The sequence below is a fragment of the Desulfobulbus sp. genome (assembly GCF_030824455.1).
Taxonomy (GTDB): Bacteria; Desulfobacterota; Desulfobulbia; order Desulfobulbales; family Desulfobulbaceae; genus Desulfobulbus.
Genome location: NZ_JAVBXR010000087.1, coordinates 1 through 15702 on the forward strand (window position 1 = coordinate 1; position 15702 = coordinate 15702).

General features: G+C 59.8%; 10 protein-coding genes. 6 read left to right on the forward strand and 4 right to left on the reverse strand.

What is annotated here, in order from left to right:
- Positions 1–92: 92 nt before the first annotated feature.
- From RCH93_RS10770 to RCH93_RS10790, 5 genes are all read left to right on the forward strand, one after another.
- Positions 93–1541 carry a hypothetical protein gene (locus tag RCH93_RS10770; RefSeq protein WP_306548407.1) on the forward strand — a complete coding sequence of 483 codons (1449 nt, stop codon included), beginning with the start codon at positions 93–95 and terminating at the stop codon, positions 1539–1541.
- 211 nt (positions 1542–1752) lie between these two features.
- The gene (locus RCH93_RS10775; protein WP_306548408.1) at positions 1753–2841 is read left to right on the forward strand and encodes a hypothetical protein; all 1089 of its coding nucleotides are present in this window, start codon (positions 1753–1755) and stop codon (positions 2839–2841) included.
- Positions 2831–3166: a hypothetical protein gene (locus RCH93_RS10780; RefSeq protein ID WP_306548409.1), complete on the forward strand. Its 336-nt coding sequence runs from the start codon at positions 2831–2833 to the stop codon at positions 3164–3166. The genes RCH93_RS10775 and RCH93_RS10780 overlap by 11 nt, the downstream gene beginning before the upstream one ends.
- A 75-nt stretch (positions 3167–3241) precedes the next feature.
- Positions 3242–3391: a hypothetical protein gene (locus RCH93_RS10785; RefSeq protein WP_306548410.1), complete on the forward strand. Its 150-nt coding sequence runs from the start codon at positions 3242–3244 to the stop codon at positions 3389–3391.
- Positions 3392–3680: 289 nt separating this feature from the next.
- On the forward strand, positions 3681–4439 hold the full coding sequence (locus tag RCH93_RS10790) for a hypothetical protein (protein ID WP_306548411.1): 759 nt from the start codon (positions 3681–3683) through the stop codon (positions 4437–4439).
- Between the two features lie 187 nt (positions 4440–4626).
- Here RCH93_RS10790 and RCH93_RS10795 read toward each other — a convergent pair whose 3' ends face one another.
- The 4 genes from RCH93_RS10795 to RCH93_RS10810 all read right to left on the reverse strand — a co-directional run bounded on the left by RCH93_RS10795 (position 4627) and on the right by RCH93_RS10810 (position 14176).
- Positions 4627–6684: a response regulator gene (locus RCH93_RS10795; RefSeq protein WP_306548412.1), complete on the reverse strand. Its 2058-nt coding sequence runs from the start codon at positions 6682–6684 to the stop codon at positions 4627–4629.
- Positions 6674–7066, reverse strand: a complete 393-nt coding sequence (locus tag RCH93_RS10800) for a response regulator (protein WP_306548413.1) — start codon at positions 7064–7066, stop codon at positions 6674–6676. Before RCH93_RS10800 ends, RCH93_RS10795 begins: the two co-directional genes overlap by 11 nt.
- A complete protein-coding gene (locus RCH93_RS10805; protein ID WP_306548414.1) occupies positions 7063–10518 on the reverse strand; it encodes a PAS domain S-box protein in 3456 nt (1151 codons plus the stop codon). Before RCH93_RS10805 ends, RCH93_RS10800 begins: the two co-directional genes overlap by 4 nt.
- Before the next feature lie 220 nt (positions 10519–10738).
- Entirely contained in the window at positions 10739–14176 is a 3438-nt protein-coding gene (locus RCH93_RS10810; RefSeq protein ID WP_306548415.1) for a PAS domain S-box protein, read from the reverse strand.
- A gap of 395 nt (positions 14177–14571) precedes the next feature.
- Here RCH93_RS10810 and RCH93_RS10815 point away from each other — a divergent pair, with 395 nt between their 5' ends.
- Entirely contained in the window at positions 14572–15702 is a 1131-nt protein-coding gene (locus RCH93_RS10815) for a two-component system response regulator (protein WP_306548416.1), read from the forward strand.

Here is a 15702-nt window from a genome sequence, read left to right on the forward strand (position 1 = left end):
AACCCATTGCTCACGCCCCCAGGTTATTTTTGACTCCACTGTATCCATGCCCTTGACGCCAGAGGGCAACGCCCACTTTTCCACGAGTCGCCATGCCGCACACCAAAGCCATGCCCCGCCTCCTTTGGCCCTTGCCGCAGGCCGCCCGCTTGTTCAGCGGCCTGCCCCTGTTCGCCTGGCCGCTGTGCCTGATCGCGAGCCTCGCCGCCCTGCTCGCCCCGGCCCTGTGGAACGGATTTGCCGTGGTCTTTTACGACACCGGCGGGTACGTCGAAGCGGCGCTCGAGATGAAGCTGGTTCCGGGCCGCTCCCTGTTCTACGGTCTTTTTCTCTGGGCCGCTTCGCTGGGTTGGTGGTCCTTCTGGGGACCGGCGCTGGCGCAAGCCCTGGCTGTTGTGTGGCTGATCCGCCTCCTGCTCCGCTGCCACGACCTGCCGGCCGGCCCCTTTGCCGTGGGCGGGTTCAGCCTCGGTCTGAGCGCACTCACCGGCGTTTCCTGGTACGCCGCTCAGTTGATGCCCGACGTCCTTGTGCCCCTGACGGCGCTGGCCCTCTGGCTGCTCGGTTTTCGCTGGTTGCGGCTGGGCCGGATCGAACGAGCGGGTCTGGGGTTGGTCGCCCTGCTGGGGCTGCTCTCCCACATGTCCTGCCTGGCCCTGGCCATGGGTTTGGTCCTGGTCACCCTTGCAGGCCGCCTCTTTTGCCGGCGCTGGCCCCTGCACATCACCGTGGCGCCGCCGGTCGCCGTGGTCGCGGCCGCCCTGATCCTCATGCCCTTGCTGCATCTGACCCTGACCGGCAAAGGCGGCTACACCCCCGGCGGCCCGACATTTCTGTTCGGGCGCCTGGTCCAGGACGGCATTGCCCAACGCTGGCTGGCCGAACACTGCCCCGCGCCCGGCATCAAGCTCTGCGCCCTACAGCACCGCCTGCCGACAACCGCCGACGACTTTCTCTGGGGCGGGCTCTCTCCCTTTCTCGACATCGGCGGCTGGACCGGCGATTCCGAGCCCGAGTTGAAACAACTGACCAAGGCGGCAGTTTCGGCCTATCCGGGCATGACCCTGTGGACCACTTTGCGCTCCACAGCCCAGCAGATGGTCAAGGTTGCCACCGGCGACGCCCTGGAGGAAGACCATCACGACACCCGCGGCATCCTGGCAGATTTTCTTCCCGGCATGGCCCCGTCCTTCAAGGCTGCCCGCCAACAGCAGGACCAGGTGACGCAAGAATTGTTTGATCGCCTGAATCTCATCCACCTGCCGGTTGCGCTGGCCTCGGTCTTCGCCCTGCTGCCGCTTGCCCTGCTGTGCCTGCGGGCCGCCCGCCACGATCTTGCGGCCCTGGCCCTGTTCGTTTTTCTCGCCCTGCTGGGCAACGCCTTTATCTGCGGGGCTTTGTCCAATCCGCACGACCGCTACCAGAGCCGCCTGGTCTGGCTGGCGCCGCTGGTGGTCGCGATGATTGCACTCGCTGTCGGCAACCACCGTTGCCAGCGTTTGTCAAATCACTCCGGCTCACACCTCCCCTCCCCGCTCTGACGCCTGCAATTGCCGCAGCCCGCCCGCCGGGCGCACCTCGGGCGCCGCCTCAGGCGGCTGCCTGCAGTATTCGGCAATCGCCTGCTTTTTTTCGAAAAAATGGTTTGATCGACCGCGCCGGCGCGGTAAAATAGCGCCGTGCTCGAGCGTTTCCGGCAGCGCCTCAAACGGCCTGCCCGGAGATTGACCTCAATCCAAACCAGGACAAATCATGGATGTCAGCATTGTCGGCGCCAGCGGCGGCTGCGGCCGGGAAATCGTCACCCAGATCGTCCAGCAGCGCTTGCTGGAAAACCGGGAAATCCTGCAACTGGTCGGCAGCAATCCCCGCTCCAGTCGCCCCCACCTCCTGCACGGCTTCCGCGCCGACCTCCAAGACGCCTACGCCGAAATCATCCCTGAACTCAACGTCACCGACGACCCGGAAAAGATCATCGGCGACGTGGTGGTGGTCGCCGGCGGCCAGACCTTTTCCACCGCGCCCTCGGAGATCGGCGCAGCCTCGCGCGACGTGCTTGCCAGGGCCAACGTCGCGGTGTTTGAACGCTTTGCCCGCTCGCTTGCCCGCACCCGGGGCGAATGCCCGCCGGTGGTGATCATCGTCACCAATCCGGTTGAACTGGGGGTGGCGGTGTTTGCCGAACACCTGCCCCGCACCCACGTAATCGGCATGGGCGCCTATTCGGATTCGGCCCGGTTCCGCTGGGAAATCGCTTCGGATCTGGGCATCCGCCGGCAGCGGGTGCGCGGCTACGTGCTCGGCGAACACGGCAACGGCATGGTCCCGATCTGGAGTTCAGTCCGGGTCCAAGGCATGACCGACCGGGAATGGCGCCTGGTGGAGCCCACCCTGCGGCGGGGCCTGCGCACCGAAGACTATCCCGCCGCACTGCTGGCCCATCAGCGCCGCCTGATCGAGATGATCGCCTCAGATCCCAAAAACGGGGCGCTCAAGGCCCTGCACTCCATCCGCGACCTGCCGCCCGACCTGCGCGTGCCCCTCAAGCCCTTTGCCATCCACTACACCGACGCCAAAACCCAGACTGCCACCGCCGCAGCCACGGTGGAACTGGTCAAGGCGGTGCTCGAAGGCCGGCGGGTCGAGGTGTCGGCGCAGTACATGCATCAGGGCGAGAATGGTCTCCACGGCCCTTGCGGCGGCCGCGTGCTCCTCGCCGGCACGGTGTTGCAGGTGATGCCGGACCGCGACGAAATGACCGACGCCGAACGGACGCTGGTTGAGCGCGCAGCCCAGGCCGTCCAGGAAAAAATCAACCAATGGCGGAACAATGACAGATGAAACGCACTTGTGGCTGGTGGTTCTGACCACCAGGGATCACGCCGGCGACACCGCCGCCATTGCCTCGGTCTTTTCCGGACGCGGCATCCAACTCGACAGCTTTCTCGGTTTCGGCGGCAACCCCCAGGCCGGCGACGAATCCCAGGGCCGAATCATGCTCACCTTCCGCGCCTTTGGCGAACGCTGCCGCACCCTCTGCCGGGTGCTGGCCAGCCTGGAGGCAGTGGCCGAGGTCCGTTGCTTTGCCGAGGAGGAAACCCCTACGGAGTTGATGCAACAGGCCCAGAGGCTCAAACGCTTACTGGCCGCCACGGAATCATCGTAAAACAACCGCGCGTCCAGATCTTCGGCGCCGTCAAAAAACGCCACAACTCTCTATCTTTACTTAATGTGGCTCTGAATGAAACTCAGCCTGATCCGTTGCCCACTCGCCCTGTATCAGCATTTACGCCTGGGTGGGAAGATGACGTTAACTTTTGGTCTCAAGGCCAACTTGGGCATGGCTTCACATCAAATTGTGCTGAGTTTTGTTAATAGCCATTTTACTTAATCAATCACAAGGCGCCGCTCTATTCATCAACATCAGGCCATTCGTCACAAACAACTCTTGCCAGAAGGAGGGTGGACATGAAAAGAACCTACCTGCTTGCAGCCCTTGCCCTCACCCTTTCCTTTTCCACCCTTGGATTTTCCGCCGCCACAACGAACAGGAGCATCCTATGAACGTCTTGCGATGCTTTTTCCAACCGAAACCTGCACGAACCCGCGTTATCCTGGCCGCATTGCTGGCCTGCACAGTCTCGTGGTGTTGGCCGGAGGCACCCCGGGCCGAACAGGACATGGAGAATTTTGATTGGGTGATCTACGTAAAGGACTCCCAGATGATGAAAGGGCCGCTGAAAGAGCCCATCAGCATCGACCTTGAGGCGGTCAACACTTCGGGCAATATTGAGGGCGAATACACCGGTTCAGCCACCATGTCGTTTGGCACGACCTTGGGCGATGTGTCGGCGCAGGTTGTTTCCACCAGCACCAACCTGAGATTCCGTTTAACCCCCGCGCAGCAAGCGGGGAGCAATGCGCCTGGTCCCAGCAAGCATCCCGAGTACGCAGGCCAGGGCGAGATGATCATGGTCACCGTGGGCACGGGCACGGCGGACGGACAAAGCCGCAGCCGCTCGTTTACCTCCACCCGGCCGGTCGCGGTCGCGGTCAACAAAACAGCCGTTGAACTGGTGGTGACCTACCCCAAGGGAACCGTCACCTATCACGGCTATATCATCGGCGAAGGCAAGGGGACCCACCAGGCCAAGGTGGCAAAGGAAAAACAGGAAAAGGCCAAACGAGCAAAGGCGCAACGCCCGAAACCCGCCGCCAAAAAGCCGCAAACCGAGCCGCCAACCGAGGCTCCCGAGTTGGCGCCGCTGACGCCCATCCCAACTGAAGAACCGGAACTGGCGCCGTTGCAGCCGATCAAAGACGAAGCGCCCGAACTCGCGCCCTTGAAGCCCATACAACCGGAGGAGCCGGAGTTGGCCCCGTTGCAACCCGTCACCCAGGAAGAGATTGAACTGGCGCCTCTGCCGCCGGTGAAATAGACGGAGAGTAGCGATCCGTGTCGGGGCTTTTTGACTGAAGAAGCGGCTTCACCAAGTGCCATCGGGCCAGAGCCGGGCTTGAATTGCCGACATGGCGGGTTCGGCAACCGTCCGAGCAGGACGGTCAACGCCATAACTTCTCAGGAGTGTGAACTTGCCAGCGGATCTTTATCTCCGCCAACACGGTTTATTTCGCCAGCGCCTCGCGCAATTTTATCGACAATTCCCTGACCGAAAACGGCTTCTGAATGAAGTTGATCCCTTCCTCCAGCACTCCATGACTGGCGATGACGTTGGCCGTGTACCCGGACATGAACAGACACTTGAGATTTGGGTGTGAAACCATAAGCAATTCCGCGAGGTCCTTGCCGGTCATCTCCGGCATAATCACATCGGAAAGAAGCAGATCAATCTCGGTGTGCCGGTGGGAGATTTTGATGGCCTCCAGTGGGCTGTTCGCCGTGAGCACCTTGTATCCTAGGCCCAGCATCATGACACTGGCCATTTTGAGGATAGCCGGTTCATCCTCCACCACAAGCACCGTTTCCCCTTGGCCATGTTGCGTGGTCGCAGGGCGCTCCGGCGCAACCATTGCTGGCTTGACCGTGTGGCGCGGCAGGTAGATCTTAAAGGTCGTCCCCTTACCCGGTTCGCTGTACACGTTGATTGAACCGTTATTCTGCTTGACGATGCCGTACACGGTCGAAAGTCCCAAACCGGTGCCCAAGCCTAATTCCTTGGTGGTGAAAAACGGCTCAAAGATCTTATCAAGAATTTCTCTCCCCATGCCGCTGCCGTCATCACTGACCGCCAGCAGCACATACTCGCCGGGCGCCGTCCCGGCATGATGGCCGCAATAGCCTTGGTCAAGCATCGCCATCCCGGTTTCAATGGTGATGGAGCCCACTCCGGCAATGGCGTCGCGAGAATTGACCAGCAAATTGGCCAGGAGCTGATCGACCTGGGAGGGGTCGATCTTGACCGGCCAGAGCTTGGCCTGCGGCAACCACCGCAATTGAATGTCCTCCCCGATCAGTCGCCGGAGCATCTTGAGCATGCCCTCCACGGTTTCGTTGAGATCGAGCACTTGGGGGACAATGGCTTGCTTGCGGGCAAAGGCCAGCAGTTGCCGGGTCATGTTGACCGAACGTTGCGCGGCATCGAGAATATCTTGCAAATATCCGTGCAGCGATGAGCCGGACTCGGTCTTTTCCAGGCCCATCTGGGCATAACTAAGGATGACGCTGAGCATGTTGTTGAAATCGTGCGCAACCCCCCCGGCCAGACGGCCAATGGATTCCATTTTCTGCGCCTGGTGCAGTTGTTCCTCCAGTTCTTTTTGGGCCTTCTCCGCCTGCTTGCGTTCGGTGACGTCACGAACGAGAGCCCACATCCCCTCTTTCTCGTCCACGTCGTTGCGCACCAGGAAGGTCCGCAATTCGACGGGAAAAACCCTGCCGTCCTTGTTGCGATATTCCTTTTCATACACCTCGGAATAGCCCTGCGAAAGCACTTGGGTGGTCACGATTTCCTGTTCGTAAGCGCGCCATTTTTCAGGGGTGAGATCGATGTAGGTCAGGCGTGAGAGTTCCTCGTCGGTATATCCCAGCATCCTTCTGAAGGATTCGTTGCTCTCGCGGATAAAGCCCTGCATATCGACATACGCATAGCCGTCGGTAATGCTTTCGTGCAGCCTCCGGTATTTTCTCTCCGAGATGCGCAGGGCTTGCTCCGTCTCCCGCAACGTCTTGGTCTCTTGCTCCAATTGCAGCATCTTCTGCTCAAGTTTTCGCACCAACCGTTCATTGTAGAGTTTGAACACCTCTTCATCCTGCGGCGGCTCAGGCGGAGGGGCAGCCTCGCCGGATCGCGCCGCCGCCATGACTTCGCGAACCGTCGCCATAAAGAGCTCCGGCTCGCAGGGTTTCTGCAGGAACTGATTGGCGCCGATCTTCATCGCAAAGGCCTCGTCCTGGGGACCGGTGTAGGTCGCCGTGTAGACAATAAACGGAATGCGGCGCAACCGTTCGTCTGCTTTCACTTGGCGGCACAATTCGAAACCGTCCATCACCGGCATGAGGATGTCGCTGATGATCAGATCGAACTCGCCGGAGTGCAGTTGAGCCAGGGCTTCGGCGCCGTTGTTGGTCGAGAACGCCTCATACCCGTTCCCCTTGAGGAGCACCTCGATCAAATAGCGGTTCTCCTCCTGATCGTCGACAACCAGGATGCGGTTATGCTGCATGGTCCGCCCCCTGTTTTTTCGGGAGATACTCGATGATCTCGGCCACAAAGGTTTCGGGATTGATCGGTTTTTCAATGTAGCCGGTGGCGCCGGCGGCCAGAATCTGTTCCCGGTCCCCGACCATGGCATACGAGGTCACAGCGATAATCGGCGCCTCGTCGAGATCCCGATGTTTTTTTAATTCGGCGGCCACTTCGTAGCCGTTCATTTCGGGCAGTTGGATGTCCAACAATATGGCGAGCGGCTTGCACTGCAGGGCCATCTCAATCCCCTTTCTGCCATTCTCCGCCCCGATAACGGCAAAGCCACTCTTTTCGAGCAAAAACCGCATCAGGTACATATTTTGTTCATTGTCTTCAATAATTAAGAGCCGGTTATTCATACAGTCTCTCCAGGCTGACGGGGCAGGCGCACGGTAAAGACGCTCCCTTGCCCCCATTGGCTTGCCACATCGATGGAACCGCCCATCAAATCGATTATTTTTTTACAGATGGAAAGACCGAGACCGGTGCCCTCGTGTTTGCGGGTCAGGCCGGAGTCGATCTGGTGGAAGGGTTGAAAGAGGCCGGGGATCTCCTCCGGTTTCATGCCAATCCCGGTGTCGGCAAACGACAGCAGGTAGTGATCGTTTTCCAGCCGGCAGGCAACCCGCACCCGTCCTTTTTCCGTGAATTTGATTGCATTGCCAAGCAGATTCATAATGACCTGTTCCAGCCGGCGCTGATCGGAGACGATGGCCCCCACCTCTGGCGCAATGTCCATCTCCACGCCTATTCCCTTCTGTTCGGCAAGAGGCGTGATGAGTTTGACCATTTTCTCGATCGATGGCGTGAGCTCAAAGGGCGCCCGCGCCAGATTCAACTGGCCCGCCTCGATTTTTGAGATGTCCAACACGTCGTTGATCAGGGCGAGGAGATGGCGGGAACTCTTTTGCACCATGCTCATTTGCTTATGCTGCTCGGGATTGAGCGGTCCGGCTAGGCCTTGAATGAGGATGCCGGTAAAGCCGATGATGGAATTCAGCGGTGTGCGCAATTCGTGCGACATGGTGGCCAGGAAGGCGGATTTGATCCGGTCGGCCGCCTGGGCCGCCTCCAGGGCTTGGCGCAAATTCTCGGCCGCCTCGCGTTCGTCGGTGATGTCCTCGACAATGCCGACCGCTCCCTTCAGAGGGTCATTGGGGTCAAAGGCGCGCAGGCTCAAGCGGACCCAGTAGAGAGAGCCGTCCTTCCGCGCCATCTGTTGTTCCCGGCGAAGTGTTTCTCCCGTAGCCAGCCGAGCGTACACCATTTCCCTCCCGGCTTGGAAGGACGCTTCGTCCGGATACCAGATCCGGGTCGATTTGCCGGCCAGTTCTCCGGGATCATAGCCGGCGATTTCTTCCAGTTTGCGGTTGGAGCGCACAATGACCCGATTGCGTAGCAGCACGATTCCGGTCCCAGCCGATTCAAAAATAGCGCGCTGCTCGTCGTTGATGGCCGCCAATTCCGAGGTGCGCTCGGCCACCCGCTGTTCTAGCGTCTCAGCGTGCCGCCGCAAATCTTCATTGAGACGGTGCACCTGTTCTTCGGCCTGCTTGCGCTCTGTGATGTCGGAGCCGATGCTCAGGATCTCCTTGATCTGCCCTTCCGCATCGGCAACCACCTTGTTGGTCCAGTCGATCCAGACCCGCTCGCCGGTGCGACGCATATTTTCGTTGATGTTCCGTTCAAACTTCTGAGGATCGTCGCTGATCTTCTGGATCAGCGAACGGAGATCCCGGCCGTCGGTTTCGTTTTCCGGGACCAGGGAGCCGATAATGTGCCGTCCACAGATCTCCTCTGCCGTATAGCCAAAAAACCGCTGCCCGAACTCGTTGAGGAAGGTGATCCGTCCATCGGGCGCCCAGCGCAGGATGATGCTGTTGGCCAGCATCACCAACTCGCGGTATTCCCGCTCGCTCTCGGCAAGGCGCTGTTCCATGGCCTGCCGGGCCTCGTCCGCCTGCTTGCGGGCGGTGATGTCTGTGGCCACGCCGTCCCACACCACCTGACCTGCGGAGGAATGCCTGGGGCGGGAACACACCTGTATCCATCGCCACTGCCCATCGGCGCTCTGCATGCGCAATTCCATGGTTAAGTCGGTCAGGTTGCTCAAACTTGTCGCCTCGGCCGCCTGCAAGGCTGGCAGCAAATCCGGAGCGATCTGACTTCGCAACAGGGTCGCGTCGCGCAACACATCGTCCACCTTGAGGCCATGCAGTTTCTCCACTCCGGCGCTGAGACAGATAAAGCGAGACGTGCCATTCGCCTCCTCCGTGCATTGATACACATAGCTGTCGGGGAGATTGTCGCCGAGGAGACGCAACCGTTCCTCGCTCTCGCGCAATGCGGTTTCGGCCTGTCCTTGTTGGGCACGGGTTCGCAGCGCCACGATTCCGTAGGTCAGGTCGTCGGCCAGCGCAATCAACAAATTCGTTTCTTCCGGGTCAAAATCATCTGACTTCTCGGAATAAATATTCAGCACCCCCAGCACTCGGCCTGCTGTTTTGAGCGGCAACACCAAGGAGGAGACGGCGCCGCGTTTGAATGCTTCGGCGCTCCCCGGCGCACCGTCGGGATTCGCCGAAATGTCGTGCACAACCCGGGGTTGACCAGTCCGGATTGTGGCGCCAATTGGACCTTGTCCGCGCCCGGTGTCGGCCCAGGTTGTCTGGAGCGCTTCCAGACAGCCGTCCTCAAAACCTGCCTGGGCCACGGGCTTCACGGATTTATGTTCATCGTGTTCTGCAAAGCCTACCCATGCCAGGCGATAGCCGCCAATGTCCGTCACCAGACGGCAAATCCGGTTGAGCAAAGCCATTTCGTCCGAGGCGTGGATCAAGGCCTGATTGCATTCGCTGATGGCCCGGAGCGACCGGTTGAGCTTGAACATTCTTTCGGCAGCTTGTTTTCGTTCTTCCATCATTCCTGCCATAAAGAGGGCAGAGGTGATCGTCACCCCCAAGAAGGAATTCAGGAACAAGAGCGACTCATTCGTCGTGGTCCCCACAAACGGGCTGCTGCCGCGACTGGCGCCAATCGTGGCAAGGAGTGCAATGATGGCCCCGATTGTTGACGCGCCGCACATGCCAAAACGAAAGGCCGCCCAGAGAATCAAGGGCAGCAGCCCATATCCGTAGGGTATATTTCTAAAAAAAATGAAAAAGCAGGCAAGTAGGGTCGTACTTCCAAGCACGACCGCCTCTGCTCTGCTCCAGAGATGCGTGCGGAAAGCGTGGCGATGCTGCCAGGCCAAAACGAGGGGGGCGACAACCAGCGTGCCGACGGCGTCCCCGACCCACCAGGTGACCCAGGAATATCCGAATCGTTCCCAGGGGAGAATTCCGCCCCAGATCAGACTGAGCACCCCGAAGGTCGGGCTGATCATGCCGCAACCAAATGCGCCGACAACGATCAGGAGCAACACATTCTTGCCGCTTTGCAGGGGGTGTTCGTCTTTACAGAAACGACGGATGAAAAAAGCTCCAGCCGCCGCACCCAAGGCGGCGCCGACGCCAATAAGCGCCCCGATGAGGACGTTGATCGGGCCTGACTGGGCAGGCGACGTGGAACCATCGAGAAAGAACAGGGTGTTTGCTAAAAAAGACCCGATCCAGACCCCCATCAAGGCTTTGGGCCCAAGGATGACGACAGCGGCAAGGGCCAGCCCGGCGGCCGGAAAGATCGGAGTAATGTTGCCGGGAGGAATCGTCAACAGAAAGCTTGCTTTGGCCAGAGCGGCATACGCCACGGCCACAGCCAGGATGGCAATCGACGAAGAAAACGAACCGGGCTTGATGTCTGGGTTGTTCATTCACCCCCCCTTTGCAAAGGGTTTCACGGAAGAACAGCGTGACAGACCGTGGACAGGAAAGATTGTTGCCAAATACCGAACTTTGTTCGCGGGCATGGCCCGCTCCTACCGCCCTCATGTCGAGCGTGCGCGTAGGAGCGGGCCATGCCCGCGATGTGCATCCCGAATCGTCGTTCCGTTGGGGGATCGACGATCCGAAAAAAAACCACAGGTCATCCGGTTACTTCGCCTTCAACGCCTCGCGCACCTTCAAACCGAGGTCCTGCTTGGAGAACGGTTTGTGGATAAAATGGCCCCCTTGGTCCAGTATGCCTCGATGGGCGATGACATCCGCCGTGTATCCGGACATGAACAGGGCCTTAATGTCCGGGTGGCGGGTGTGGATTCGATCAGCCAATTCGCGGCCGTTCATCTCGGGCATCACCACATCGGTGATCAGCAGGTGTATCTCGCCGCCGTGCTCTTCAGCCAAACGCACGGCCTCGCCCGGTGAGGACGCGATCAGCACGGTGTACCCCAGCCGTTCGAGCATGGTTTTACTCAGGTTGAGGATGGCGACCTCATCCTCGACAACCAGAATGGTCTCGCCGGGGCTGGCGAGCGTTTCCTCTGGGGTTGCGGTCCCGATTGCACAGGTTTCGCCTTCGTGAACCGGCAGGTAGATTGTGAAGGTCGTTCCCTGGCCCGGCTCGCTATACACGTTGATGAATCCGTTGTTCTGCTTGACGATGCCGTAGACCGTGGCCAGTCCCAGTCCGGTGCCCTCCCCCATGGCCTTGGTGGTAAAAAAAGGCTCAAACAGTTTGCCCAGGGTCTCCTGGTCCATGCCGCAGCCGTCGTCACTGACCGCCATCCGGACGAAGTCGCCGGCGACAAAGCCGGCATGATCGGCGCAGTAGGCTTCGTCAAAGCTGACATTGCCGGTTTCAATGGTCACCTTGCCCACACCCGCGATGGCGTCGCGGGCATTGACGCATAAGTTGGCCATGATCTGATCTATTTGCGACGGATCCATCTTGATCGGTTTGAGCTTGGCGCCCGGCAGCCAAGCGAGGTTGATATCCTCGCCGATCAGTCGGCGCAGCATCTTGAGCATGCTTTCCACCGTCGTATTCAGGTCGAGCACCGTAGGGGCGACGGTCTGTTTGCGGGCAAACGCCAGCAACTGCCGGGTAATGTCGACAGATCGCTTGCCGGCGCCGTAGATTTCCTGGAGGTCGTGATGGAGGGGATCGTCCGGATCGATCTTGCCCAGCGCCAGCTCCGCATACCCGAGGATCACACTGAGCATATTGTTGAAATCATGCGCCACGCCGCCCGCCAACCGGCCCACCGATTCCATTTTCTGGGCCTGATTTAACTGAGCCTGCAATTTGTCCCGCTCTTTCTCCGCCCATTTACGCTCGGAAATGTCCCGGACGATCGCCGACATGCCGGTCGGACGGCCGTCGTCGTCGGTGATCAGAAAGGTGCGCAACTCGACTGGAAAAACGGTCCCGTCTTTCCGTTGATATTCCTTCTCATAGACTTCAGATACCCCGAACGGCAGGATTTGCTCATTGACGATCCTCTTTTGAAACGCGTGCCATCTGCTCGGGGTCAACTCCCCATACGTCTTCTGTTTCAGTTCCTCCTCAGTAAAACCAGTGATCATCGAGAAAGATCCATTGCACTCCTTAATCCGTCCCTTCATGTCAACGATAACGAAAGCGTCTCTCATGCTCTGGTACAAATCCCGATACCGCTGTTCGCTCGCCTGTTGCTTTTCCTCGATCCGCTTCTGTTCGACCAACTGCCAAGTGACGTCGGACAGGTAGGCAACGGTCTCGATGTCCTTCTCCGTGTAGTCCACCGGTTTGTTGCCCACCCCCAGGATGGCGACCACCTGGCCGGCCCGCATCACCGGCGTCACCAGTTCGCGGATGACGGGCGCGTGTCCCTCGGGCATCCCTTTCTTGTGCGGTAAAGATGCATAGTCGTTGTGGACCACCGGTTTGCCTGTATGCACACAATCGGCCCAGACTCCGGCCCGATCAACCCCGTAATGCATTCCTCTCCCCTCGGCCCGGCAGAAATCCCGTAACGTCTGGGTCGACCATTGCTGGAGGGAAAGGGTCTTCTGGTCAGCATCCAGGAAATGGTAAAAACCGATGGGGCTGTCGACCAGGCCGCCAATTTCATCCAGGGCCTTGGTCAACAGTTCGTTCAGGGGGTGGGTTAGCGCATATTCCATCAGCGTCAGCCGCGCCTCAACAAGTCGATGGTTTCGTCGTTCCTCGCTCTGGTCGCGGAAAACCAGGACCACGCCCACGATCTCACCCTGGTCGTCACGGATGGGGGCCGCAGAGTCGGCGATGGGCCGCTCGACCCCGTCTTTGGCGATCAGCAGGGTGTGGTTGGCCATCCCCACCACCGTCCCTTCGCGCAGGACCTTGGCCACCGGGTTCTGCGCCTCTTTCCGTGTTGCCTCGTTGACGATATGAAAAACCTCTGCCAACGGCCGACCGGACGCATCCTCTTGGCGCCAGCCGGTCAGCGCCTCGGCGACCGGGTTGAGCAGCTCCACCAGGCCCTGGGCGTCGGTGGCAATGATGCCGTCGCCGACGGCCTGCAAGGTAATGCTGTGGCGCTCGGTGCTGGCGCGCAGCTTGGCTTCGACAGTGTACAGCGACCGATAATGCGCCTTCTGCCGCCGTTGCCACAAAAACAGACCAACGGCGGCCAGGCTGACGGCCAAGCCGGCCAGCAGGCTCAGAACCAGCGCGGCGCGGGAATGCCAGCCGGCAAAGACCTCCGCCGTATTATCCTTGGCCACGATGAACCAGGACGAATCCGGAACGGGCAGAACAACCGCCACCACCGCAACGCCCCGGTAATCGAGGCCCTCCACCAGCCCTTTTTTGCCCTGCACCGCCATCACTGCGGGCACATTGGTCCGGCTGAGCGGAATCCGCAGTTTCAAGGCCGCATCCCGTTGATGGCGCAGGTCGTTGAGGAACAACACCGCATCGCCGTCGCGCCGCACTATCAGCGTTTCCGCGGTAACGCTCGGCGTCGGCCAGGACTGGATCAGGGGATAGAGAAACTGGGTGGCGTCGCTGAGCAGGACGATTGCGCCGAGCGGTGCTGCGGCCTGCCCGGCGCCGGCAAAGATCGGAGCGACCACGCTGATATGGGGCGACGAGTGAAGTGCATCATTGTGCAGGTCGGTGAAAACCGGTTTGCGCTCACGGAGCGCCTCCGCCAAGGCCGCCGCATAGCCGTTGCCGTGCGCCGAGGATTGCTGGCTCAAGAGGACCTGCCCTTCGGGGCTGACCAGGAGGATGTCGGAATACTGATAGTGCTTCTGCAGGCTGCGAAAATAACTGCGAAGTTCCTCGGTGTGAGCGCCGTTCGGATCGGCAAGAAAACGGCCCACGCCTCGTGCCAGAAAAGGACTGTCGGTGATCACGGCGGCGTCGCCCAACCGCTCGCTGCGCCAGACGACAATTTGATTGACTTTCAGATGGGCGATGGCGGCAAGCTGCTTTTCAGCCAGTTGCCGCCCAGCCGCTTGCTCGACCTGGTAATACCAGGCGCCGCCACCCAGCAGGACGACACAAGCCGCAGTGATTGCGGCGAGCAACCACCGGGGAAACATGTTTGCTTCAGCATGCATCAGCACGTCTCCTGCCTACGATTTCTCTGTTTTTCCGATACGCACCGGCCATCGGCATGCTCCCGTAGAACTGATTCAAAAAAACTATATACCACTACATACACGAATACCAGAAACAGCTCGGATGCGCGGACTGTTTCCAACTTTATTTGGAATTAAATATAATGTATGCGATACTGTCTCACATGCGGAACTGAAGGCGACACGCGTCCCTTTTTGTAGCCTGCGAGGTCAATTGGATGCGTTGACGCGTTGATGCGTTATTTGTGGGATGCGGGTCATGACGTCCCATCCTTTGGCCTCGTTCGCCTCGCCAAGTTGCATCTACCCAATTTAAAACCGTTGTTAGAGTCTCCACAGCGCAGGCTGCAACAGACTCGAGAGGCCTGTTTTTCATGTCCACCCCTGTTATTCTCATCGTTGACGACGAACCCGGCAACCTGGCGGTGCTCTCCAAACTGCTCAGGCCGCAATACACCGTCCGGGTTTGCAAATCCGGCCAACAAGCCCTTGAGGCGGCCGCACGGCAACCGCGACCGGATCTGATCCTGCTTGATGTGATGATGCCGATCATGGACGGCTACGCCGTACTGCAGCAATTGCGTCAACAAAAGAACACCGTCGACATTCCGGTGATCTTCGTTACCGCCCTGAATGACGAGTTGGACGAAGAACAGGGCCTGCAGCGAGGCGCGGTGGACTACATCACCAAGCCGATCAAACCAGCGGTGGTGCTCTCGCGGGTGCAGGTGCACATCGAGGTGAAACAGGCCCGCGACCGGTTGAAAAGCCAGAACGCCTGGCTGGAGGCCGAGGTCAAACGGCGGATGAGCGAAAACCTGCTGATCCAGGACGTCAGCCTGGCAACCATGGCCCAATTGGCGGAAACCCGGGATTCCGAACTCGGCAACCACATCGTCCGCACCCAAACCTATGTGGAGACGCTGGCCCGGCGCCTGCAACAACTTGACGACTTCAAAGAACAACTTGACGAAATCCGCTTAAACCGCATCGTCAAGGCCGCGCCATTGCACGATATTGGCAAGATCGGCATTCCGGATCACATCCTCCTCAAGCCCGGCAAACTGACCCCGGCGGAGTGGGTGTTGATGCAGTCGCACTGCCAGATAGGCGGCAACGCCATCGAACGGGCCATCAACACCACCCTGGCCCATTATCCCCCCACCCCGGACCAAGCCAAGCCCGAATCGCTGCGCTTCCTCGAAGTGGCCAAAGAGATTGCCCTCCATCACCACGAAAAGTGGGACGGAAGCGGCTATCCTTTTGGTTTGCGCGGAGAATCGATTCCGCTCTCCGCCCGGCTGATGGCCCTGGCCGACGCCTTCGACGCCTTGACCACGGTCCGGGTGTACAAGGACGCCTGGCCGGTGGCCGAGGCCGCCGCCCTGATCCATGATCAACGCGGCAAACATTTCGCTCCGATGGCGGTGGACGCCTTCGAGGCCGAGTTGCCTGCCTTTGCCCGCATCCACCAGCAACTCGCCGATCATCCAACTGAGACCTGA